The sequence below is a fragment of the Pseudoduganella sp. jia 12 genome (assembly GCF_055502675.1).
In genome coordinates this window covers 312446-336988 of record NZ_JBUXKP010000005.1, presented here as the reverse complement: position 1 = coordinate 336988, position 24543 = coordinate 312446, and the positions used below count along the sequence as shown (strand labels likewise).

The 24543-nt window shown below is 66.4% G+C and carries 17 protein-coding genes; 11 read left to right on the top strand and 6 right to left on the bottom strand.

The genetic code is table 11. From position 1 onward, the window contains the following. The first annotated feature begins 135 nt into the window (after window positions 1-135). Window positions 136-1815: an AMP-binding protein gene (locus ACY65G_RS13640; protein ID WP_464997899.1), complete on the top strand. Its 1680-nt coding sequence runs from the start codon at window positions 136-138 to the stop codon at window positions 1813-1815. 33 nt (window positions 1816-1848) lie between these two features. On the opposite strand, the gene ACY65G_RS13635 is transcribed toward ACY65G_RS13640, so the two are convergent. The 3 genes from ACY65G_RS13635 to ACY65G_RS13625 all read right to left on the bottom strand — a co-directional run bounded on the left by ACY65G_RS13635 (window position 1849) and on the right by ACY65G_RS13625 (window position 9045). Continuing rightward, window positions 1849-3573 carry a glycoside hydrolase family 9 protein gene (locus ACY65G_RS13635; RefSeq protein WP_464997898.1) on the bottom strand — a complete coding sequence of 575 codons (1725 nt, stop codon included), beginning with the start codon at window positions 3571-3573 and terminating at the stop codon, window positions 1849-1851. Between the two features lie 210 nt (window positions 3574-3783). Next, on the bottom strand, window positions 3784-5829 hold the full coding sequence (locus ACY65G_RS13630) for a hypothetical protein (protein WP_464997897.1): 2046 nt from the start codon (window positions 5827-5829) through the stop codon (window positions 3784-3786). Window positions 5830-5958: 129 nt separating this feature from the next. Continuing rightward, entirely contained in the window at window positions 5959-9045 is a 3087-nt protein-coding gene (locus ACY65G_RS13625) for a glycoside hydrolase family 2 protein (protein WP_464997896.1), read from the bottom strand. Window positions 9046-9047: 2 nt separating this feature from the next. Between ACY65G_RS13625 and ACY65G_RS13620 the strand changes: the two genes are divergently transcribed. Together ACY65G_RS13620 and ACY65G_RS13615 are read left to right on the top strand one after the other, a co-directional pair. After that, window positions 9048-9287, top strand: a complete 240-nt coding sequence (locus ACY65G_RS13620) for a hypothetical protein (protein ID WP_464997895.1) — start codon at window positions 9048-9050, stop codon at window positions 9285-9287. After that, window positions 9284-9802 (top strand): hypothetical protein, encoded by a 519-nt coding sequence (locus ACY65G_RS13615; protein ID WP_464997894.1) that lies wholly within the window; start codon window positions 9284-9286, stop codon window positions 9800-9802. Before ACY65G_RS13620 ends, ACY65G_RS13615 begins: the two co-directional genes overlap by 4 nt. Before the next feature lie 42 nt (window positions 9803-9844). Here the strand turns inward: ACY65G_RS13615 and ACY65G_RS13610 are convergent, their stop codons facing one another. Beyond that, window positions 9845-10591 (bottom strand): helix-turn-helix transcriptional regulator, encoded by a 747-nt coding sequence (locus ACY65G_RS13610; RefSeq protein ID WP_464997893.1) that lies wholly within the window; start codon window positions 10589-10591, stop codon window positions 9845-9847. A 90-nt stretch (window positions 10592-10681) separates the two neighbouring features. Beyond that, complete coding sequence (locus tag ACY65G_RS13605) at window positions 10682-12958, bottom strand: rhamnogalacturonan lyase family protein (protein ID WP_464997892.1); 2277 nt, start codon at window positions 12956-12958, stop codon at window positions 10682-10684. A gap of 272 nt (window positions 12959-13230) precedes the next feature. Between ACY65G_RS13605 and ACY65G_RS13600 the strand changes: the two genes are divergently transcribed. Further along, window positions 13231-15009, top strand: coding sequence for a sugar-binding domain-containing protein (locus ACY65G_RS13600; RefSeq protein ID WP_464997891.1), 1779 nt, complete (start codon window positions 13231-13233; stop codon window positions 15007-15009). Between the two features lie 131 nt (window positions 15010-15140). Here ACY65G_RS13600 and ACY65G_RS13595 read toward each other — a convergent pair whose 3' ends face one another. Beyond that, on the bottom strand, window positions 15141-15599 hold the full coding sequence (locus ACY65G_RS13595) for a hypothetical protein (protein WP_464997890.1): 459 nt from the start codon (window positions 15597-15599) through the stop codon (window positions 15141-15143). Between the two features lie 348 nt (window positions 15600-15947). Here ACY65G_RS13595 and ACY65G_RS13590 point away from each other — a divergent pair, with 348 nt between their 5' ends. The 7 genes from ACY65G_RS13590 (at window position 15948) to ACY65G_RS13560 (ending at window position 24450) form a co-directional block, all read left to right on the top strand. After that, window positions 15948-16814 (top strand): STAS domain-containing protein, encoded by an 867-nt coding sequence (locus tag ACY65G_RS13590; protein ID WP_464997889.1) that lies wholly within the window; start codon window positions 15948-15950, stop codon window positions 16812-16814. Window positions 16815-16821: 7 nt separating this feature from the next. After that, window positions 16822-17178, top strand: a complete 357-nt coding sequence (locus tag ACY65G_RS13585) for an STAS domain-containing protein (protein WP_464997888.1) — start codon at window positions 16822-16824, stop codon at window positions 17176-17178. A 15-nt stretch (window positions 17179-17193) separates the two neighbouring features. Continuing rightward, complete coding sequence (locus ACY65G_RS13580; RefSeq protein ID WP_464997887.1) at window positions 17194-17610, top strand: ATP-binding protein; 417 nt, start codon at window positions 17194-17196, stop codon at window positions 17608-17610. Next, on the top strand, window positions 17595-18653 hold the full coding sequence (locus tag ACY65G_RS13575; RefSeq protein ID WP_464997886.1) for an ATP-binding protein: 1059 nt from the start codon (window positions 17595-17597) through the stop codon (window positions 18651-18653). Before ACY65G_RS13580 ends, ACY65G_RS13575 begins: the two co-directional genes overlap by 16 nt. A gap of 76 nt (window positions 18654-18729) precedes the next feature. Then, window positions 18730-20487: an ATP-binding protein gene (locus ACY65G_RS13570; protein ID WP_464997885.1), complete on the top strand. Its 1758-nt coding sequence runs from the start codon at window positions 18730-18732 to the stop codon at window positions 20485-20487. Then, window positions 20484-22013 carry a response regulator gene (locus tag ACY65G_RS13565; protein WP_464997884.1) on the top strand — a complete coding sequence of 510 codons (1530 nt, stop codon included), beginning with the start codon at window positions 20484-20486 and terminating at the stop codon, window positions 22011-22013. The genes ACY65G_RS13570 and ACY65G_RS13565 overlap by 4 nt, the downstream gene beginning before the upstream one ends. Before the next feature lie 64 nt (window positions 22014-22077). After that, window positions 22078-24450: a S9 family peptidase gene (locus ACY65G_RS13560; RefSeq protein WP_464997883.1), complete on the top strand. Its 2373-nt coding sequence runs from the start codon at window positions 22078-22080 to the stop codon at window positions 24448-24450. Window positions 24451-24543 lie beyond the last annotated feature (93 nt).

The following is a 24543-nucleotide window of genomic DNA, read 5'->3' as shown; positions in this document are numbered from 1 at the left end:
GGAAATGACGGCGAGTATAGTCCACCGGCCCTGGCGTTGCGTAAAGAATCGATGGGCACTGGCCGTGCGGCCGCGGGCGCGCCGCGAGCATTACAATGCCCTGGCCAGCACAGACCACAACGACATGGAGACAACATGCACCAAAGCCTGAGCTATGTACACGGAGCGCACGACGTTCCGCTGATCGGCGAAACGATCGGTTCCTTCCTTGCGGGCGTCGCCGCGCGCCATGGCGCCGACGAAGCGCTCGTCGTGCCGCACCAGCAGGTGCGCTGGAATTATGCCGAACTCGATGCGCGCGTGACGAACCTCGCGGCCGGCCTGCTCGGCCTGGGCTTGCAGCCCGGCGACCGGGTCGGCATCTGGTCGCAGAACTGCGCCGAATGGGTACTCGTGCAGTTCGCCACGGCGCGCGCCGGCCTGATCATGGTGAACATCAACCCCGCCTACCGGCGCACCGAGCTCGAATATGTGCTCGACAAGGTGCAGTGTGCGGCCCTGATCCTCGCCCCCGCGTTCAAGTCGAGCGACTATCTCGCCATCGCCGGGGAAGTGCTTCCCGAACTGGCCGGCAGCGCTCCCGGCAAGCTGCACTCGGCAAGGCTGCCGCACCTGCGGCATGTGATCAGGCTCGGTGCCGAAGCGACGCCAGGAATGCGCAACTTCGAGTCGCTGCTCGCGCCGCCCGACGCGGCACGGCGCGAACAGCTTGCCGCCATCGAGGCCGCGCTGCAGTTCGACGATCCCGTCAACATCCAGTTCACCTCGGGCACTACCGGCTCCCCCAAGGGCGCGACGCTCACGCACCACAACATCCTGAACAACGGTTTCTTCATCGGCGAGGCGATGAAGCTCACCCATCGCGACCGCCTGTGCATCCCGGTGCCGCTCTATCACTGCTTCGGCATGGTGCTCGGCAACCTGGCATGCGTCACGCATGGGGCCACCATGGTGTTCCCCGGTGAAGGCTTCGAGCCGAAGGCGGTGCTGGAAACGGTGCAGGCGGAACGCTGCACCGGCCTGCATGGCGTGCCGACCATGTTCATCAGCCTGCTCGATCACCCGGCGTTCGGCCAATACGACCTGTCCACCCTGCGCACCGGCATCATGGCCGGCTCGCCCTGCCCCGCCGAGGTGATGGGCCGCGTCATCGAGAGGATGCACCTGTCGGAAATCACGATCGCCTACGGCATGACGGAAACGTCGCCAGTCAGCTTCCAGAGCTCGGTGGACGACCCGGTCGCGCTGCGCGTGTCCACGATCGGCCGCGTGCATCCGCACCTGGAAGTCAAGATCGTCGATGCCGAAGGCCGCATCGTGCCGCGCGGCGTGAAGGGCGAACTGCTCACGCGCGGCTACTCCGTCATGCTCGGCTACTGGGGTGAAGAGGAAAAGACCCGCGAAGCCATCGACGCGTCGCGCTGGATGCACACGGGCGACCTGGCGGTGATCGACGAACAGGGCTTCGCGGCCATCGTGGGCCGCGCCAAGGACATGGTGATCCGCGGCGGCGAGAACATCTACCCGCGCGAGATCGAGGAATTCCTGTACCGCCACCCCAAGGTGCTCGACGTGCAGTGCGTGGGCGTGCCGGACCCGAAGTATGGCGAGGAACTGTGCGCCTGCATCGTGCTGCGGCCCGGCGCGTTGGCAAGCGAGGACGAGATCCGCGAATTCTGCCGGGGCCAGATCGCGCACTACAAGGTGCCGCGCTACGTGCGCTTCGTGAACGCCTTTCCGATGACGGTCACCGGCAAGATCCAGAAATACGTGCTGCGCCGGCAGGTGACGACGGACCTCGGCCTGGCTGAGTAACGCCGGGCCGAGGGCTTGCCTGCTACGTTGCCCTTACTTTGCCTGAGCCGGCGTCAGCGCCTGCACCGCGGCCGACACGTACACCAGCGGCGCATTCCAGTTGATGGCCACTTCGTTGCTGGCATACGAACAGCCATGGTCCAGGAACGATTTCGCCGGCAGCGCCGATGGGTAAGGCGCGGGGCAGTCGTTCTTGTCCTGCTGCGCCGGCTGCGGTCCGCCGACGATCCAGCCCGGCACCGGCGCCTCGATGCCATCGGCTTCCGAAGGCCGGTGGTGCGGATGCATGGGCGATGCCGTGCCGAAGCCGGTCACGAACGAGATGCCCACGGCATTGCGGCCCAGCGCATAGTCCAGGCCCGCCTGCGCCGCGTCCAGGTACTCGCGCTTGCCCGTCAGCCGGTAGCCATGCGCCAGCACCATCGCCTGGTTCAGCGCCACGGCGCTGCTGCCCCAGATGTAGTCGGCAGGCTGCATCGGAATGCCGTAGGCCGACTTCTTCCAGCCCGCCGCCAGGCTGGCTGACAGCTTGTCGATCCGGTTCGCGATGAGGCCCTGGTCCGCGGCCGCGCCCAGCTTCTTGTGGTGCCGCGCCAGCGACATCCATGCCAGCCCGCGCACTTCGGCCCACGACGGCACCGTCGCCTGTAATGCGGGCGCGTTCATCGCCTTGTAGTAAGCCGCGTCGCCCGTGGTGATGAACAGCTCCGCCGCGGCCCAGCCGAATTCGTCGCTCACATCCTTGTCGCCGTATTCGCCGGTCTTGATGTCCGCCGGCTGCTGGTAATACACCCGGGGATGCGCCTGCCCCCATTGCCATGCGGCCTTCGATGCCGCCAGCATGCGCGCCGACAGGCCCGGCAGCTGCTGTTCATACGGCGCGAACACGCGGCTGGCCGTTGCCATCACGGCGGCGAAGTTCAGCGCCGCCGCCGTGGTCTTCTGCACCACGTAGCGCGGCTGCGTGGCCTGGTCCGGCATCACCATGCCGTCGAAACTCTTGTTGGTGAGCTTGTGGTACACGCCGCCGTCGGCCGGGTCCTGCATGGTGAGCATCCACTCCAGGTTCCACAGCGTTTCGTCGAGCAAGTCGGGCAGCCGGTTGCCGCTCTCCGGAATGCCCAGGTCCTGCCTGTCGAACAGTGCCGGGAAGTCTTCGTATGCCGCCAGCAGCGTGTACGTGGAGATGCCCGAGTTGACGATGTACTTGTTGTAGTCGCCGGCGTCGTACCAGCCCTTGGGGCTGGCGATGACGGTGCCGGCCGGCCGCGCCGGCGATGCGGCCGATTCGTGCACCAGCACGCGCGTGTCCGGGTGCCCCGCCGCCCTCTTGTACACACCCGCGTGCTTTTCATCCAGCGCCGTGCTGTTGCGGTTGAAGTAAAAGGCCTTGATGGAGGCGGCGTTCACGGCCTGCAGGACGGCCGGGCCGATGTCGAACGGCGGCGAATCGGGCAGGCCGGCAACGCGTACCTGGTAGCGGCCCGGCGTGGCCAGCGCCGTGAAATCGGCCAGCCGCACCTTGTCGCCCGACTCGGGCGAAGGCCGCGCCGCCGCCAGAGTACCGGTCCGCACCACGGTACCGGTGCCCGCCTTGACGATGGCGAAGCTGGCCGCCTTTCCATCCGGGACCACGGCGAACTTCGCCGCGCCGGGCAGGAAGCCGAGCTGGTTGACGTGGATGGCCGGGGCTGGCGCTGTCGCCCATGCCGCGGCGGGAATGGCCAGGCAGGCCAGCGGCACCAGTGGTGCAAGCATCCGGTAAATGGGGTGGCGTTTCCGTGCGAGATGTCTCAATGTCGTTATCCTTGGCCGCGTTAGGGGTGAAAACGTTTTCACATGATAGTGGCGCAATTCGGGGCGAAGATCAATGCATGGCGGCGACTTTTCCCGGAAACGGCCGCGCAACGGTTCGACCCGGCGGGGATGCCGGCATCGCGGGTGACGCGGCATGGCGCAACGCCGAAGTCAGTCGAACCGGGGGTCGGCGACCTCCTCCAGCGTTCGCGCGAAACTGCATTCGCGCAGGCGCCTTTCCAGCATGTCGTGGGAAGGCATGTCCATGTTGACGATGCGATGTAAACCTTCGACGTCGGTGTCGTCGAACCCCTCGATGCGGTAGTCGGTCTGCACGGTGCAGCGCGCGTAGAACTCCGCCTTGGGCGACTTGCGCAAGGCCGCGATCATGCCGTCGGCATAGGAGCCCTGCGGCACCGGCTGGACAGCCGCCTCCAGCGTGACTTCCCGGCCCCCGCGCAGCACGCCGAAATACATGGCGCCGGCCAGCACGTTGAACAGTGTATCGACATGGCAGAAGCAAACCCCGTCGTGCGGGAAGCCGTCGCGCAGGTAGGAGTTGGTGGCCACCACGCCGAAGACCCGCTTCACCCTGCCGCGATAGCCATCGTCGCCGGCCCATTCGGCGATCTGGTCGAGGTCGCACGCCAGCGCGGAACATTGTGCCCGGCATTGCCTGGCCTTGTCGTCCAGGCGCTTTTCCGTGTCGTGGAACTCGCGGGGCTCCGCCGGACACGGGATGGAGGCGGTTTCGATGACGAATGCCGCGTCGTCGATGACGATCAGCAGGTCGATCTGCTCGCCCGGTTTGTGACGCGGACGAAGGTGCGAGCCGATAAAGCGCATGCGGTCCCGATACGGATTCTTCGCGATCGCTTCACGAACAGCCTGCAGCAGGATCGCTTCGTTGGCGGTCCCCTTCCTGCCAAAGGCGATTCCAAGTTCGCGATGATCTTTCGCCCAGGCGTTCAGCACGCGGGCATGGTGCGCTCCCATGAGCGGCCACCACAGCAGGACCACATCGCTCCCTGCCGGCAGCAGTGGCCGGTCCCACAACGTCGCGCGCTTGCTGGCGGGCGTATGGCAGAGGAAATCGATGCATTCCCTTACCCTGTCGGCGGACAGCACCACGCATTGCCGTATCACGCTGGCGATCTCCTCGCGCGGCAGGCGGCTCTCGACGATCGTCGCCAGGGCGCCCGCGTCCTTTACCTTGTCCAGCGGGCGTGCCAGTTCATGAAGCTGTCCCGCCATCATGGCCAGCTCGCCCCAGACGAGCAGGATCTCGCGGATCTGCAGTCCCACTTGCGGATGGATTTCGTCCAGAAAATCGCCAAGGGCCGCAACCTGAAACAGGCCACACTCGCGGCGCGCCTCCAGCAATTGTTCGCGCTCGCCATCGGGCACCTGGAATGCCGGCACGCGCCGCACCGTCAGGCGTCCGTCATGCAGCCGCACCCAGGGTACGTAGACATTGCCGTTCGGCGCAGCCGGGTTGCTTTTCCTGAAGTTGGCGAAGTCGCGGGCCATCAATGCCGGCCACCGCGCCAGGTCGATGGCGGCGCGCAAGGCCAGCTCGCTCGCGCTGTCGTCGACGCCATAGCACAGGCAATCGGGCGTGACCGCGACAGTGGACTTCCACCAGACCACCGAATTCCACACCCTCCGGATCGACACGTCGTGCTGGGCAAGGGCCATGAGCCGATCCAGCGCAACGTCGAAGGCGATATCTTCCGGCTGCGCGATGCCCTGCTTGCCGAATCCCCTGTCGCGCCGCAGCAGTTTCAACATGCCGCCGATGGCGTCCACGACCGCCTCGATGGCCCCCGACAAGGCGTGGGAGTTGCCGGCAGAATCGGTGAAACAGCGCATTTGCTGCATCTGCTCGATGGAAACGACATCGACGGTTTCCAGCGCCTTGCCGAGACTACGGAATACCTCGACATGCACCTGATTGATCCGCGCCGAGAAAGAAGGGGCCAATTCGTCGAGCTTGCGAAAGCGAAGGTGCGACGCAAGTTCATCGATGCTTGCCTGCACACGCCCGCATTGCGCACCGATCGCAATGCCCAGCAGGTAGACGTGGTGGTCCGCGGGGCTGCCGTCGCGCTGCGCCAGGAAGGCCTGCTCCCATACCTGCCGGTCGAAGCCTTCTGACGTGGGACCGCGCAGCGACTTGCGCTTCTGCCTCAGTGTTTCAACGAAGTTCAGTCGCATGGGACACCCCTCCCGTCGATGATCCAGGCATGAATATACATGCGGCGTCGCGACGCGAAAAGCCGTTTCGGCACGCGCCGACAGGGTGTCAGGACGACAGCCGCCGAACACGCGCCGGCTTCGAATCTGCTACTGGTCGTAGCTGTGATAGAACGGCCGGTACACATCTTGCGCGGCCGCCGGCTTGCCGAACCACCGCACCAGCGCGCGCGGCCAGCGATCCGCAAGCGGTACCAGCGTGAACGAACCGGCGATGCGCGGTGTCGTCTCGGCCAGGTGCGTTACCTCCGGCGTCGTTCCCTTGTTACCCAGGCTGCCGACGATCGCGTTATGGCTCAACAAGGTGCGTTCGCCGTCCCGCTCCACGGCCACGTCGGCCGGCGGCATGGCCAGCGCGAACCCGCGGCCATCGGCGCCGGTCAGCAGCGCCATGTCGGTGCCGCGCCGGTTCCCCTGGAAGCGCAGGTCGGTGCGGTGCAGGTGGAACAGGCCAAACTCGTTCAGCGCATCCTTGCCCGGATAGCCGGCATGGGGCCCCTGCCCGATCCAGCGGAACTCGCCGCTGCCGGCCGGGGCCACGATCGACAGCCCCGCTTCGCCCAGCAGCCCCGATGCGCTGACGGGGACGAAGGAATACGTGACGGCGATCGCGCCATTGTTCCCGATCTCCAGCCTGTAACCGCCCTGCAAGCCTTCCGGCCTGGTGGCCGTTGCGGTCACCGTGGCGGCACCGGCAGCGGGCGCGGCCCCCTGCAGCAGGTCGTCGAAGCGCTGCGGCGTGCCGGCCGCCTGCGCATCCGGACGTTCCCGGGCACCGGCGGGAAGCGGATAAAAGCCGGAAACCGCCAGTACCACCCGGTCGCCGCGCCGTTCCGCCTTCACTACGGCTTTCTCCAGCCGCGGCAGCGTGGACGCCATCCACAAGCCCGACTGCTTCGCCCGCAGCGCCTCCGCCATCAGCGGCTTGCGCCCGGTGTGCGGGTGGATGCCGTCGACCAGCACGTTACCGGCGCGGTCGCGGATCGTCACCTGCCCGGTGGGGCGCTGCACCGCCACCGTCCACCGCGGCAGCGTGACCTTCACTTCGGCCGCGGTATCGCTCACTACCGCCTGGCCCTGTGTCGGCAGCGCGTCCGTCCACCGCGAACGCGTGGCGCCGGCCTGCTCCAGCAGTACGGCGCGCTCGTTGACATGCATGCCCTTCTCGTCGACGGCGGCGACGTTCAGCGCCAGCACGTCGCCTTCGGCATTGGCGGGAACGTCGACAGGGATGCGCACGGTTTCGCTGCCCCGTGCGGCGGCAGCCAGGGCCGCACTGCCCTGCTGTACTGCGCGGCCGTTTCGCTGCAGGGACCACTGCAGGCGCATGCCGCGCAGCGAGCGGAAGTCGTAACGGTTTTCCACCGTCAGCGCGATGTGCTGCCGGCCGGGCTTCACTGCGGCGCTGCGCTCGCCGATCCGCACCGGCGCATACACCTTGCGCAACTGCCAGTAATCGGCCTGCGGCGTGCGGTCGGCATAGGTGACGCCATCGGTGCCGTCCAGGCCATGCGTATCGTAGAAGCGGTGCCGGTCGAGCCAGGCCTGCCGCGTGGGTTGCGACGGGTCCACCGGTTCGGCACTGGTGCGCAGGATGCCCTGGTCCATGAAGTGCCAGATGGCCCCGCCGGCGAAGACCGGGTGTTGCTGGATCATTTCCCACTGTTCCTGCAGCCGGTCGGTGGCCAGGCCGAGGGCGTGTGCATATTCGGTGAAGATGGTGGGCCGCGTAAGCGTGCGGGCATAGTCGGCCACCTTGGCATTGACCGGATAGTGAGGCGCGTAAATGTCGACCCACTCCGGGATCTTGCCGTAGTTGGCGGCGAAATAGCTGCCGATCTTCGGATAGGTGATCGGCCGCGACGGATCGAGCTTCTTCGCCAGCCGGCCCGCCTCCAGCTCCGCATCGTTGATGGGGTTCTCGTTGCCGATGCTCCAGATGAGCACCGAGGCGCGGTTCCTGTCGCGCGTGATCGTGGGTTCCACGCGCGCAAGGATGTTGGCGCGGTATTCCGGCTTATCGAGGTTCTTCTCGCCATGGCCGATCGATACCTCGTCCATCACGTAGAAGCCCATCTCGTCGCACAGCGCCAGCAGCCGCGCATCCGGCGGATAGTGCGAGGTGCGCACGAAGTTCACGTTCGCCTTCTTCATGAGCTCCAGGTCGGCGCGCATCCGGTCCACGGGGATCGCCCGGCCATGCACGGGATCGAGGTCGTGGTGGTTCACGCCGCGCAGCTTGACGGGCCGGCCGTTCAGCAGCAGCACGCCGCCGGCGATCGTCACTTCGCGCAGGCCGATGCGCTCTTCCACCAACTGCACCGCATTGCCGCCTTCGGTAACGGTGAGCTGCAGCCGGTACAGCGACGGCGTTTCGGCCGTCCACAGCGCCGGCTGGGGCACGCGCATCGTGCCGCCACGCCGCAGGCTGCCGGTGCGCGGCAAGGTGACTTCGGCGGCCGTGCCGCCATCCGGCGCCAGCAGCCGGGCATGCACTTCGCCATCGGGCTGGCTGAGCGCCACGTCGACCGACAGTTCCGCCGTACCGTCTGCGGCCAGCCTCGTGAACGTGCCGAGATCCTGCACGTGCGTGGCCGGCACCGCGAACAGCGTCACGTCGCGATAGATGCCGGACAGCGACCAGTCGTCGTTCAGGTCGAATTCATAGCCGTGCGGCCGGGTGGTGACGCGCACGGCGACCGAGTTCCCGGCATCGTGCCGTACCAGGTCCGTCACGTCGAACGTGTGCCGGTTGAATGCGCTCGCGGTCGACTTGCCCGCCATTTCGCCATTCACCCATACTTCGTAGCCGAAGGCCACGCCTTCGAAGCGCAGCAACGTGCGCTGCCCGCGCCATTCGGCCGGCACGCGGAACGTGCGGCGGTACAGGCCCTTGCCTTCCTTCAGCTCGTCGCCGTACGACGGTTCCGCAAACCCCTTGAGTTCCCAGTTCGACGGCACGGCGATCGTGTCCCAGGCGGAGGTATCGAGCCGGCGCACGTAAAAGCCGGTGTCGGCATCGGTCAGGTCGGCAGGTAGGTAGCGGAACGACCAGTCGCCGTTCAGCGAGCGGGTGAACGCCTGGTCGGCGCCTGCGTATGCCTGCGCGGCACTGGCGGCGGTATGAAAGGCAGTGGCAAGCAACGCCGCCAGGAAAATGTATTTTTGAGGGAGCATGGGTGAACGATAAGACGGTATCGCGATCCGCGGTGGAGCACGCGAAAAAACTCAGGGTGCTGATCGAACGGCTTCCACCCAGCCTATCAGCTCTGCTAGTAACGAATTCATGGCGGGACTGGTTTAATGCAAGTAACACCAACCGCAACAAGGAAGCCGCCATGCTGCATGTCCTCGCCAACGTCGTTCCCCCTCGCGCTGCCCGTTCCGGCTCCAGCGGCAATGCCGGGGTGCCCGCATGAACACCCTCGCCTCGATCGCCGCCCACACGCCGCTATGGGTGTACGGAATCTTCGCGCTGCTCGTCCAGCGCGGCATCGCGGCCGCGCGGGCCAATACCGTGACCCCGGCCCGCCTGTTCCTGCTGCCGCTGGTGATTTCGGTATCCGGCGCCGTGCTGCTGGCGCGTTCCGGTCCGCTGCTGCCGTTTGCCGTGGAGGCGGCAATCGCGGGCCTGGCCGCGGGCGGTGCCCTCGGCTGGCGGCTGTTCGCCGGCCTGCAAGGCTATCGCTGGGATGGCCGGCAACTGGCCCGCCCGGGCACGTGGCGGATGCTGGCCGTAAGCCTGGCCGCTTTCGCAATCAAGTTCGGTTCCGCCACCCTGGCGGGCTGGCATCCCGGACTGGCGGCCGGTGTACCCGGTGCCCTGCTGATGGGAGCGGCGGCCGGCTTTTCCAGTGGCCTGCTGTGGGGCGCGACGATCACGCAGCTGCAGCTGGGCCGGGCCGTTACCGCGGCCCGCGCCGCGCGGGCATAAAAAGGTATGAAGCGAATATGAAGCGGAGATGAAGCCGGCCTGTCAGCCCGGCAGGTCGGCAAGGCCCAGGCGGATCGCCTTCAGCACGACGTCGTTGCGGCGATGCACGCCGAACTTGTTGCGCAGGTTGGCGATGTGGAAGTTCACGCCCGCTTCCGAGATGGCCAGGATGCGGCCGATCTCCCAGGCGGTCTTGCCGGCGCACATCCACCGCAGGCAATCCTGCTCGCGCGGCGTCAGCACCGGCACGGGTTCCGTTGGCGCCGGGGTTTGCAAGGACGGGGCAACGAATGGCTGCAGATACGGGTGCAGCGCATCGAAGGCCACGTCGCGCAGCAGCGACAGGCTGCCCAGGTTGTGCCGCAGGTCTTTCAGGAACGCGGGGCCGGGGTGCTCGTCGCGCACGCAGGTAAGCATGCCGATCTCGCCGTCGACGCCACGCACGGGCAGCGTCACGCCCACCTTCAGGCCGAATGCCGACGCTTCCTCGTACAGCGCCCGCTGCGCGGGGGTTTCAAACGATTGCGGCATCCACACGAGCGGGGAATTCGACCTGAAGCAGTAAGCCACCGTGGGGTCGGCGGCCCGCAGGTCGTGGCGGTCGTAATGGTCGCGCCATTGGGCCGGGTAATTGCTGCGCAGGTAGACCTGGCCGGCATCCACCTTCGGCTGCGGGATCACGGCGAACAGCACGCTGTCGAAACCGAGCCCCTGCGCCGCCGATTCGAGGCGGCGCAGGGCTTCCGGCTCGTTCGCCGCGTTCTTCAGGTCTTCGAATCCCTCATCCATGCAGGCTGCCCATGTCCACCTTCGATGACTGCTTCCGGCCGGAAGGCCGGCTGCGGCGATCTTAGCATGGACAACTTGCGGGATTGAAGCTTACGGCACCACCACCTCGTCGATGTTCGCCAGGCCCATCCCGGTCGACCGCAGCTTGATGGAGTTGTTACGCCCCGCCGCCAGCGCCACCGGCACGGGCAGCGTCGACCACCTGCTCCAGCCGCCGGTCGGCGGGAACACGATCGGCCATGGCTTGCCGTTCACTTCCAGCACACCCACCTTCGGCAGCACGCTGCCATTCGCGTAGCGCAATTTCACGAGCTTGATGCCGCCATGGCCGCCATCGAGGTGGCTGAACGTTGCGCTGCCGCCGCTGGCCGGGAAATCGACGAAGCCCGGCCCGCGATACCCTTCGCGATTGACGGCAGCCGTCGCGCCGCCGCCCAGCACCGCATCCTCGCCCTGGATCGTGCCGCTGCCCGCGTAACGGATGTTCGGCCGCGGCGGCGTGGCCATGCCGTCGCCGATGAAGTAATCGGGAAGGTGCGACTGCATGTAGCCCTTGACCGTCAAGCCGTTGCGGTAGGCCGGGTTGTGCGCCATGGTGTACAGGCGCCGGTCGGTGGGGATGTCGGTCGTGAAGATCACCAGTTCCGAATATGTGGGATTGACCAGCACGACCTCGGTGCGCCAGTCGCCCAGGATATCGCCGAAGAACATCGGGTTGTGGTCCCAGATCTTCGGCGAACCGAAAGCCGCGCTGGACATCGTCAGCAGCCGCGGGGTCGCATTGCTGCGCGTCGGCGCGAGCGGGTTCCACTTCTCGATCTTGTAGTCGTTCAGGCCTTCGGTCAACGCGTCGCCGTCCCACCAGATCGAATGGGTGGGGTAAGGACGAAGGTTCGTGTCCGGCTCCGTCAGCGTATCGGTCGCGCCGTTGAACAGGCCGGAGAACGACCACACTTCGAAGCCCGGGAAGCGCGGATCGACGTCGCCCACGAGGCCGCGGCCCACGTCGCGCAGCACGCCGTCCGTATTCGAATGGCCCCACAGCACGTTGCCGTTCGTCGCATCGTAGTAGTACTCCAGCAGGCCGTTCGGGTTGTTCTGCTGCACGCCATAGCCCTGCAAGCCGGGGCTGGCGGGATCGAGCTTGCCGATGAAGAAGCGGTCGCCATGCACCACGCCGGGCAGGATGTAGCGCAGCGTGCCGTCGCTGTTGACCATGAAGTTACCGGTCGCCATTTCATCCTTGCCGTCGCCATCCACGTCGATCACGCGCATCTGGTGCGACGCCTGCCGCGCATCGCCCGGCGGCATCGGCAGCTTCCAGTTCTCGACGATCTCGCCGCCCTTCCAGCTCCACGAGGCGAAGACATCGTTGAAGCTCTTGCTCGGATTGCGGTTGCGGCCCCAGAAATAGATGCTGGGATTGAGCCCGTCCGGATAGCCGATGCCGAACTGGGTGCCGAGCGGGCCGGCCGCGGCGAAGTCGTTCGGGAACGGGCGCGTGGCCAGCGGCGTGCCGGTCAGGCCATTCAGGATCGCCACGTGCTGCTGGCTGGTGTTTTCGTCGGTGAACGTGCTGCCGTCGCCGAACGTCACGCCATCGGCCACCTTCAGGATCACCTCGGCCTTGCCGTCGCCGTTCATGTCGTACACCGTCACGCCGTCATACATGCCCATGCTGAGCGTCGTCGGGCCGGGACTGATGTTGTAGGTCTTGATGCTGCCCGGCCCCAGGTCGATCTGCCACAGCTTCGTGCCGTCGCGCTTGTAGGCTTCCAGCTTTTGCGGCGCCGTCGCGTAGTCGTCGTTCTCGGTGAACGGGGCGATGCGGTCGATCACGAAATCGTATTCGCCATCGCCATCCAGGTCGCCCACCCACACGTACTTGGTGCGCCAGCCGGGGCCGGGCAGTTCGGACAGCGGCACGCGCACGACCGGCTCCACGGCGTGGTTGGCGGACAGCGTGAAGCGCGCCCCCGCTTCTTCCCGCGCGCCGGCGGTGGCCGGGCGCACGATGTACGTGTTCGCGGCCGTGAGATCGGCGGTGGTGTCCGTGAAGTTCGTGGCACCCGTCAGCGGCGCCGTATTCAGCTTCACCGGCGCGGCGCCGCCCGTGGAACGGTACACGTTGAAACCCAGGTTCGCGGGGTCCAGGCCGAGCAGGCGCCAGTTGACGAACACGGCGTTTTCCGCGGCCCGCACGGCGATCACGCCGCGGCCGAGCTTTTCCATTACCCGGGGCACGGGTGTGGCATCCGTGGTCGCCGCCTGCGCGACCGTACCGCCGCCATAAGCGGCCAGCAAGGCGCCGGCGACGAGTGCCGGCATGGCGCGGCGCGCGAGTCTTCCTGCACGTACCTGTTGCATGGTGTGTCTCCTGTCATGGTTGAAGTGATGCTGCGGTGAGGCGGGGCCGGGCGGGATCGCCACCGCGGCAATCAGCGCCGAGAACGCTGAAATATTAGTATGTCAATGAACGGGAGCGTCCATCGTAGACCTCTCCCCGGGCGAAGTGGAGGGGGAATCCGGAGTTCTCACCAACTTGAGCAGGGTGCACGGCCCGGCGATTTCCCGGGCTTCGGGCAACGCCGGTCGAATCCGTGCGTCGGCCAGATCCGGTATCGCGCTACCATGCCGCGATGACCACGACCGACACCCTCCACCCCCGCCCCCAGCTGACCCGTTCCGAATGGCTCAGTCTTGACGGAACATGGGAATTCGCGTTCGACGACGGCGACCAGGGCCGCAACGATGGCTGGCACGACGGCCGCACGCTGGCGCGCACGATCGAGGTACCCTTCCCTTACCAGAGCGAACGCTCCGGCGTCGGCACGCAGGACGTGCACGAAATCGTCTGGTATGCCCGCACGTTCGAAGTACCCGGCACATGGCGCGAACAAGACCTGCTGATCCATTTCGGCGCCGTCGACTACAGCACCGAAGTGTGGGTCAATGGCAAACTGGCGGGCCGCAACCGCGGCGGCCACGTGCCGTTCTCGTTCAACATCGCCCCCTTCCTCGTCGATGGCGCGAACCGCATCACGCTGCGTGTCGAGGACCTGCAGGACATGTACCAGCCGCGCGGCAAGCAGTCGTCGTCGGGCAAGCCGGTGCGCATCTATTACTGGTGCACCACCGGCATCTGGCAAACCGTGTGGCTCGAGCCGGCACCGCCGGTGCGCATCGATTCGCTGCGCTGGCTGCAGGCGGAACCGGACGGGCGCCTGTCGATCGAGGTGCACCTGCATGCCCCTGCGGCCGGCTGGACCGTGGAGCTGGACGTGCTCGACGAAACGGGCGAGCGGGTCGCCTTCGCCCAGGCGGAAACGCGCTTCGCCACGGCCCGGCTGGATGCGCGCATCGATGCGCCGCAGGCCTGGTCGCCGGACACCCCTTACCTCTACGGGCTGCGCGTGCGCCTCGTCGCCGACGGCCAGGTGCTCGACGACATCGGCTCCTACTGCGGCCTGCGCCGCTTCGAGGCGCACGGTGCCCACTTCCACCTGAACGGCCAGCGCACCTTCCTGCTGATGGTGCTGGACCAGGGCTACTGGCCCGACACGAACCTGGCCGCGCCATCGGCCGATGCGCTGCGCGTGGATGCCGAGTGGGTCAAGCGGCTGGGCTTCAACGCCGTGCGCAAGCACCAGAAGATCGAGGACGAACGCTGGCTGTACTGGTGCGACCGGCTCGGCATCCTCGTGTGGGAAGAAATGCCGAACACGCGCAGCTGGTCGCTGGAAGCGGAGGAGGCGCTGCTGTCGGAATGGGAACGCGCCGTGGAGCGCGATGCCGGCCACCCTTGCATCGTGGCGTGGGTGCCGCTGGTGGAAAGCTTCGGCTTCCCGGCACTGTACCGCCATCCGGGCCAGCAGGCGTTCATCGAGAAACTCGTGCTGCGCACGCGCAGGCTCGACCCGGGCCGCCTCGTCGTCGACAACGACGGCTGGGAGCACACCGACCTCACCGACGTGTGCTCGATCCACGACTACACGCAGCCCGGCGACAAGCTGGTCGCGCGCTATGCCGAAACGGAAAAGACGGGCATCCCGCCGTCGAAAGGGTGGTACAAGGACAAGCCGCTGTTCCTGCCCGGCGGCCAGTACCGCGGGCAGCCGATCGTGCTGTCCGAAGTGGGCGGCTTCCTCAGCGAACCCGAAGGGGACGACGCGCCGCGCGACCGGCTGTTCGATTACTACGGCAGCGTGCGCACTGGCGACGAACTGCTGGCGCGCTACCGCGACCTGATGGAGAGCCTGGGCACCCTCACGTTCCTGGCCGGCGCCTGCTACACGCAGTTTACCGACGTCGAACACGAAAAGAACGGCCTGCTCACGTTCGACCGCCAGCCGAAGATCGACCCGGAACAGGTCGCCGCCCTCCACCGCGCGCTGCTGGAGCGGTACCGGAACGGATGAATGTTTTCGGCCATGACGACCGACGCCCAGTCAGTACAGCTGGGAGTGCAGCTGGGAGTGCAGCCGGGGGAGTCATGCGCCGCACTGTCTTGCAGGCTTGTAGGCTTGCAGACCATGACATGGCAGGAACGCTACCTTCGTACGCCGTAGAGACCGTAGATGCCGCTTTCCATCCATTGGTAAAATCGGTTGATGCGGTCTGAAATCGAATCACTGGTCGCGACGGCCGGGCAATTGCTGTAAGACCCCCAGTCGCCACCGCCGGCACTGATGATTTCTTCGACAAACGACACGCAGTTGTGCGGCACCCCGCCCCATAGCCATTTCTCCGCGAGCAGGCCTTCCAGGTGCAGGTAGGCGCCAGCCGGATCCGGCAACCGCAGCGAACGCCTTCTGAGCTCCCGTTTGCCCGATTCCGTCAAATACCTGCGGTAACCGCTTTCTGTCATGTATCTCGGGGCCTCATGCACACCTGCCACGTGGAAGTAATAGCCGCCCCCGCTTGGGACATACAGCAACAGATGGCCACAGGCATTGATTCCATCGCCGGAAACGGCGATAACGCTGGCATCCGACAGATCGATGTTCACAGTACCGCATGAGGTCAAGACTTCCCCGTGGTAAGGCATGGCACCCTCCTATGTTGAAAAGGTCCGCAACGAAATAAATGCGATCGAGGTTCGACCTGGCCTGCGGCTGGCCTTCTTGCGGCAGGCAGCATCTGTTCCCGCCGTGAGATATGCGTCACTATAGGAGGGCCATGCAACCCGAAATAGGGGAAAAATAGGGGGAATTTGTAACTTCAGCTTGCTCCACGGCCAGGCAAACATTTCCACCCAGAATTTCGTATCGTGTGGCAAGGAAATGTTTCAAATCGTATTATTGCGCCCGGTGTTGAGCTGTTACACTATTCCGTTAGAAATTTTTCTGGAGAGCGCATGAGCATCGCAACGAGCGGCCACCTGGCCAGGATCCTGACCGAGAACCAGGAATCATTGCTGGAGGGCTGGCTGGGCGGAATGCTGTCCCGCATGGTGCGCCGCGACAAGGCTGCCGAGGGCGAAATCCGCCAGCAGGCAAGCCGTTTCCTCGCGCTGGTTGCCCGCACGGTGGGCGCCGGCCAGACCTACGATTTCGATGCGCCGGCCTGGACGGAGGTGCGCCAGCTGCTGGCCGAGATTTCCGCCGCGCGCGTGCGCCAGGGCTTTTCGCCGACCGAAACGGCGAGCTTCATCTTTTCGCTGAAAGAGCCGCTGTTCGCGCTGCTGCGCGCGGGCCTTTCCGCCGACCCGGCAGCGCTGGCCGCCGAGGTCAGCGAAACGGGCACGCTGTTCGACCGCATGGGCCTGTTCACGATCGAGGAATACCAGAAAAGCCGCGAAAGCGTGATCATGCGCCAGCAGCAGGAATTGCTGGAGCTGTCGACCCCGGTCGTGCAGCTGTGGAAGGATGTGCTGGCGCTGCCGCTGATCGGCACGCTGGACAGTGCGCGTACCCAGATCGTGATGGAAAACCTGCTGCAGAAGATCATCGAAACGGGCGCCTCGATCGCCATCATCGACATCACCGGCGTGCCCACCGTCGATACGCTGGTGGCGCAGCACTTGCTGAAAACGGTTGCCGCCGCGCGCCTGATGGGTGCCGACTGCATCATCAGCGGCATCCGTCCGCAGATCGCGCAAACCATCGTCCACCTGGGCGTGAACCTGGAGGATGTGATCACCAAGGCCACGCTGGCCGATGCCTTCCTGGTGGCGCTGAAACGCGTGGGGGCCACCGTGGTCCGCGCCGAAACGGCAGCCTGAGGCGGCCATGGAGCGCATTCCCATCCTGAAAATGGGCGAGCTGCTGCTCGTCACGATCCAGGTCGACATGCATGACCGGCTCGCGATGACCCTGCAGGACGACCTCACCTCGCGCATCGTCAAGGACCGTGCGCGGGGCGTGCTGATCGACATCTCGGCACTGGACATCGTCGATTCCTTCATCGGCCGCATGATCAGCAACACGGCGGCCATGGCGCGCATCCTCGATGCGCGCACAGTGCTCGTCGGCATGCAGCCGGCCGTGGCCATCACGCTCGTCGAGCTGGGCCTCACACTGCACGGCGTGCAAACGGCACTGAACGTCGAAAAAGGCGTCAAACTGCTGAAGCAGACCGCGGAATAACCTGAAAGGCGATCCTTGAGCAATATCGACGTCGACGCAGTAGTGCTGCCGGTCCGTTCCGACGAGGATGTCGTGCGGCTGCGGCAATCCGTGCGCGAGCAGATGATCGCCGCCGGCTTTTCGCTGATCGACCAGACCAAGATGATCACGGCCGCCAGCGAGCTGGCCCGCAATACGCTGCGCTACGGCGGCGGCGGCGAGGCGCACATGGAAAAGCTGCTGAACGGCGCCCGCAAGGGCCTCGGCCTCACGTTCATCGACCACGGACCCGGCATTCCCGACATTCCCCGGGCGCTGACCGACGGTTACACGACCGGCGGCGGCATGGGCCTGGGCCTGTCCGGCGCCAAGCGGCTGGCGGACGAATTCGAACTCGACTCGGCTCCTGGCCAGGGTACTACTGTAAGAATCTGCAAATGGAAACCATACTAGCCGCCGAACACCGCCAGAGCTGCCATGCGCTGGCGGACGGCAGCCAGGTAGCGGCGATACGGCGTATCGCCGTCGACCTGTGCACGCGACTCGACTTCGACGAAACGGCGGCCGGCGAGGTGGCGATCGTCGTCACCGAGGCGGCAACCAATATCCTGAAGCACGCCGGGCATGGCGAGATCCTGCTGCGCCCGCTGTTCCGGCGCGGCGTGCATGGGCTGGAAATCCTCGCGCTCGATAACGGCGCGGGCATGGCCAACGTGGCCGCCAGCATGGCCGATGGCCGTTCCACCGCCGGCAGCTATGGCGTGGGCCTGGGCGCCATGCGCCGGCTGGCAACGGAATTCGACATCTACAGCGCGCCCGGGCGCGGCACGGCCGTCATGATGGGCATGTGGCCGCGCCAGCCCGTGGGCATCTCCCCGGCCGAGGCGGCCCGCAGTGCGCCGGCGCTGCACTGGGGCGCCGTGTGCCTGCCGATGCACGGCGAGGACCTGTCCGGCGACAGCTGGGCGCTGGCCCACGATGCCACGTCGGCCACGGTAACGGTGGCCGACGGCCTGGGGCACGGCCCGCTCGCGGCCCAGGCCTCCGAGCTGGCCGCCGACACGATGGCGCGCGATCCCGCCCTGCCCGCCGGCACGCTGCTCGAAGACATGCATGCGGCGCTGCGGCCCACGCGCGGCGCGGCGGCGGCCGTCGCCCGCATCGACATGCTGGAAGAGACCATCACCTTTGCCGGCGTCGGCAATATCGCCGCCCACCTGTTCGCCGGCGACGACCGGCGCCAGCTCGTGTCGCATAACGGCATCGTCGGCAGCAACGTGCGCAAGGTGCAGGAATTCGGCGCGCCATGGCCCCAGGCGGCGCTGCTGGTGCTGCATTCGGATGGCTTGGGCTCGCGCTGGCGCATGGAGGACTACCCCGGCCTCGCCGCCTGCCATCCGGCCATCATCGCCGGCGTGCTGTACCGCGATTTCAGCCGCGGCCGCGACGATGTGACCGTGCTCGTGATCCGCGATCGCCAAGGGTGGCAGTCATGACAACGATGGTTTCAAGCGCCGTCACCACCACGATCGCGCCAGCGCGGTCACGGTGGACACCAACGAGCCGGGCATCATGAGCCTGCGTATCCTCAACGTGCGCATCGAGCAGGAGCTCGACGTGGTGGCTTCGCGCCAGCGCGCGCGCCAGATCGCCGCGCTGTGCGGCTTCAACGCGCAGGACCAGGCCCGCATTGCCACCGCCGTGTCGGAACTGGCGCGCAACGTCTACAACTACGCGGGCCAGGGCCGGGTGGAATTCGCCATCGAGGGCACCACGTCGCCGCAACTGCTGGTGATCCGCATCGAGGACAAGGGGCCCGGCATCCCGCACCTGGACGTGGTGCTGTCGGGCCGCTACCAGTCGCCGGCCGGCATGGGCATGGGGATCATCGGCGCGCGCCGGCTGATGGACCAGTTCGACATCCAGGCCGCACCCGGCCTCGGTACCACGATCACGCTGAAGAAGCTGCTGCCGCACGACGCGCCGTTGATCACGGCCGCCGGCGTGGGCGAGATGAGCGCGCAGTTCGCCGCACTGTCGCCGGACGTGTCGGTGGCCGAAGTGCAGCAGCAGAACAAGGAACTGCTGGCCACGCTGGCCGAGCTGAAAGCACGCCAGGACGAGCTGCTGCAGCTGACCCGCGAACTGGAAGATACCAACCGCGGCGTGGTGGCCCTGTACGCGGAGCTCGACGAGAAGGCCGACCACCTGCGCCGTGCGGACGAAATGAAGACGCGTTTCCTGTCCAATATGACGCACGAGTTCCGCACGCCGCTGTCGTCGATCCGCGCGCTGACCCGGCTGCTGCTCGAACGCGTGGACGGCGAACTGACGCCGGAACAGGAGAAGCAGGTGCGCTTCATCCTGAAGGGCGCCGAGTCGCTGACGGAACTGGTGGACGACCTGCTCGACCTGGCCAAGATCGAGGCGGGCAAGATCGACGTGCGCGCCGCGCCGTTCGAAGTCAACGACATGTTCTCGGCCCTGCGGGGCATGCTGCGCCCGCTGCTGGTATCGGCCACGGTCGAACTGCTGTTCGACGAACCGGATGGGCCGATCACGATGATGACGGATGAAGCGAAGCTGTCGCAAATCCTGCGCAACTTCATCTCCAACGCGCTGAAGTTCACCGAGTCCGGCCACGTGCGCGTGTCGGCCACGCTGCTGCCGAAGGGCGACGCCGTGCGTTTCGACGTGGCCGATACCGGCATCGGCATCGCGCCCGAGCACCAGCAGATCGTTTTCGAGGAATTCTCGCAGGTGGAAAACCGCCTGCAGCATCGCGTGAAAGGCACCGGCCTGGGCTTGCCGCTATGCCGCAAGCTGGCCGGCCTGCTGGGCGGCTCGGTCTCGCTGAAAAGCGTGCCGGGCCAGGGCTCCACGTTTTCCGCCACCATTCCGCTGCTGCATGACGCCCTGCCGGAACCGCACGTGTTCCGCCCCGATGCGCCCGATGCGGCCGGCATTCCGGTGCTGGTGGTCGAAGACGACCGCTCGACCCAGCTGCTGTACCGCAGCTACCTGCGCAACACGGCCTACCGCGTGATTCCCGTGCGCAGCGTATGGGAAGCGGAACAGGCGTGGTCCGTGGAACGGCCCGTCGCGGTCATCCTCGACCTTTACCTGAACGGTGGCGACAGCTGGCGCTGGCTTGCCCAGATCAAGGACGACGAACGCCGCAAGCACGTGCCGGTGATCATCGCCTCGGAAGTGGCCGACCGACAGAAGGCGTTTTCGCTCGGCGCGGACGCCTATTTCAGCAAGCCCGTCGCACGCGACGAATTGCTGGCGCAGTTGAACGCGCTCTGCCAGCAGGAGAGACCATCATGAAGGTAAACCCGCACGACCCCGTGATCCTGAACGTCGACGATACCGACGCCGCACGCTATGCGAAAACCCGCATCCTGCAGCGCGCGGGATTCCGCGTACTGGAAGCGGGCAGCGGCGCGGAAGCGCTGCGCATGGCCCACGAAGCGTCCCCCGACCTGGTGCTGCTCGACACCAAGCTGCCCGACATCAACGGCTTCGAAGTCTGCCGCCAGCTCAAGCAGAATCCCGATACGTCGATGGTGCTCGTGCTGCAAACGTCGGCTTCCTACCTGTCGTCGCCCGACAAGGTGCGCGCGCTCGACAGCGGCGCCGACAACTACCTGTTCGAACCGATCGAACCGGAAGAACTGGTGGCCAACGTGCGCGCGCTGCTGCGGCTGAGCCGCGTGGAGCGCGAACTGCGCGACATGGACCGCCGCAAGGATGAATTCCTGGCAATCCTGGCGCACGAACTGCGCAACCCGCTCGGGCCGATCCGCAATGCGGTGGAACTGCTGCGCAGCCTGGACCCGCATTCGTCGCCGGCGCAGGAAAACGCCCGGCGCGTGATCCTGCGCCAGACCGACCACATGGTGCGGCTGGTGGACGACCTGCTGGATGTGTCGCGCATCTCACAGGGCAAGATCACGCTGCGCCGCGCCGAGGTGGAGTTGTGCGGCCTGCTGAAAAGCGCCGTGGAAACGGCCGACTCGAACATCGCCGCGCGCCAGCACATCCTGGCCGTGAAGCTGCCCGACCACGATATCTGGGTCGATGGCGACAGCGTGCGCCTCACGCAGGTGGTCGGCAACCTGCTGAACAACGCGGCCAAGTTCACGGCGCCCGGCGGCCACATCGCGCTGGCCGCCTGCCTGGAAGGCGGCCAGGCGGTGATCCGCGTGACGGACAACGGCATCGGCATCGCTCCCGAACAGGCGGAAACGATCTTCGACCTGTTCGAGCAGGCCGGCCATTCGCCGGACCGCGTGCAGGATGGGCTGGGCATCGGACTGTCGCTCGTGCGCACGCTGGTGAACCTGCACGGCGGCAGCGTGGACGTGCACAGCGAGGGCCTGGGCCACGGCAGCACGTTCGAAGTGCGCCTGCCCATGCTGGCCCGCACGCCGGCGGCCGACGAAACCGATTGCAACGCCGCAGCGCCCGCACGGCCTGCCGATGCCTGCCTCATCCTGGTGGTCGACGACAACGTCGATTCGGCCGAGATCGTGTCGGCCCTGCTGCAGTTCGCCGGCCATGAAGTGCACATGGCGCACGACGGAGCCGGGGCGATCGAGGCCGCGCTGCGCCTGCGCCCGGACGTGGTATTCCTCGATATCGGCCTGCCCGACATGAGCGGCGTGGACGTGGCGGAGAAGTTGCGCGGCTATCCCGAACTGGCGAAGACGGTGCTCATCGCACTGACCGGCTACGGCCAGGACAAGGATCGCATGGGTGCGATGGCGGCCGGCTTCAACCACCACCTGACGAAACCCGTCAACATGGAAACACTCAACGATACGGTGCGCACGTTCATGAAACGGGAGTGAGCACGGGCCGGTGAGCCGGCGTGCGCTAGAATGCGCGCGCCATTTCAACGTTCACCGAATCACCATGCGCAGACTCATTCCCGCGGCGCTGCTCGCCGCCGCCTTGCCCCTTCCCTCCTTCGCTGTCACACCGATCACCCTCGACCAGGCCATGGCCGCGCCGGACTGGATCGGCACGCCCGTCGAAACGGCGTGGTGGGGCTGGGACAGCAAGACCGCCTATTACCAGCAGAAGCGTGCCGGCTCGCCGTTGCGCGACACGTATACCGCCAATCCGGCGGTACGCAAGGTGCCGGACGCCGAGCTGGCCGGTGTCGATGCCGACAAGATGTTCTATAACCGCGACCGCACGCGCGCGATCCTGCTGCGCAACGGCGACCTGTTCGAGCGCGACCTGAAGACGGGTGCGCTGGCGCAGATCCGCCGCGATACGACCGCCGCGGCCGATCCGCAATACTCGGCCGATGGCAAGTCGGTGCAGTTCCGCGTGGGCCACGACTGGTTCGGCTGGAACCGCGATGTGCGGCTGGTCGTGCCGCTCGCACTGCCGCGCGCCATGAAGGACCCGGCCGCCGCCGCGGACGACGACGCACTGCGCACCATGCAGCTGCGCCTGATCGCCACGCTGCAGCGGCAAAAGGAAGAGCGCGACGCCCGGCGCGAACAGGCCGATGCCGCGCGCCGTGCCGATGGCACGCGCGCGCCCGTGCCGTTCTACCTGGGCGACAAGATCGTCATCGATGCGAGCGCGCTGTCCCCGGATGGCCGGTATCTCGTGCTGGCGACATCGCCAAAGCCCACGGAGAACGGCCGCGTCGGCAAGATGCCGCGCTACGTGACCGAATCGGGCTACGAGGAATTCGACGACCAGCGCACGCGCGTGGGCCGCAACCTGCCGCTGGCGCAGACGCTGCGCCTCGTCGACCTGAAGGACGGCACGATGCGCGAGCTGGCGCTCGATCCCCTGCCCGGCATCGCCACCGATCCGCTGGCCGCGATGCGCGCCGCGCAAAAGCTGGAACCCGTGAAGGGCAACCGCGCCGTGCGGCTGGAAGAGGACGAAGGCCGGGGCATCGCGTGGGCCGCCGACGGCAGCCGCGTGGCGCTGATGATCCGCGCGGTCGACAACAAGGACCGGTGGATCGCCGCCGTCGACCTGGCTGGCGCGAAGCTGCAACCGCTGCACCGGCTCACCGACAATGCCTGGGTCAACAACAGCTACAACGACTACGGCTGGCTGCCGGACAGCCGCACGCTGTGGTTCCTCTCCGAGGAATCGGGTTATTCGCACCTGTACACGCTGGGTGCGGATGGCAAACAGCGTGCGCTGACGGCCGGCGCCTGGGAGGCTACCAGCGTCACGTGGAATGCGGACGGCAGCGCCGCCTGGGTGATGTGCAACCGGAAGACTCCCGGCGACTACGAGGTGTGCCGTGTGTCCTTGAAGGATGGCGCAGCGGCGCAAGGTGAAGTTCGGGAAGTGACGCAGGTCGGCGGCGGCGTCGAGGAATTCACGCTGTCGCCCGACCAGAAGAAATTGCTGGTGCGCTGGTCGTCGGCCTACGTGCCTCCGCAGCTGGCGATCGTGCCCGCCACCGGTGGCGCGGCCGTGCAGCTGACCGATACCCGCACGGCGGACTACAAGGCGCGCGAATGGGTGCAGCCGCAATTCGTGCAGGTGCCGTCCACGCATGGCGCGGCGCCGGTATGGGCCAAGCTGTACCAGCCCGCGGTCCTCGAACCGGGCAGGAAATACCCGGTGGTGATGTTCGTCCACGGCGCCGGCTACCTGCAGAACGTGTCGAAGCGCTGGTCGAACTACTTCCGCGAGCAGATGTTCCACAACCTGCTGGTGGAAAAAGGCTACATCGTGCTGGACATGGATTACCGGGCATCGAAAGGCTATGGCCGCGACTGGCGCACGGCGATCTACCGGCGCATGGGCCATCCCGAGCTGGAGGATTACGTGGATGGCGCGAAGTGGCTGGCCGCGAACCGCCAGGGCGACATCGACCGCGTGGGCATCTACGGCGGCAGCTATGGCGGCTTCATGACGTTCATGGCGCTGATGCGCGAACCCGCCATGTTCAAGGCCGGCGCCGCGCTGCGTCCTGTGACCGACTGGACTTCGTACAACCACGGCTACACCGCCAATATCCTGAACACGCCGGATATCGATCCTGAAGCGTACCGGATCTCGTCGCCGATCGAATACGCCGGCAAGCTGCAGGGCCATCTGCTGATCGCCCACGGCATGGTCGACGACAACGTGTTCTACCAGGACTCCGTGCGTATGGCGCAGCGGCTCATCGAACTGAAGAAGGACCACTGGGAACTGGCCAGCTACCCGCTCGAACGGCACGCCTACACGCAGCCGGAAAGCTGGTACGACCAGTACCGGCGGATCTACCAGCTGTTCGAACGCACGCTGAAGTAATGTTTCCCAGAAAACAGGGGCGTAGCTGGGGTTTCAAGGAGCACAGCTCCTTGCCAGCGTAGCGGTACAGCCATGCATGGCTGTACTCCTCCC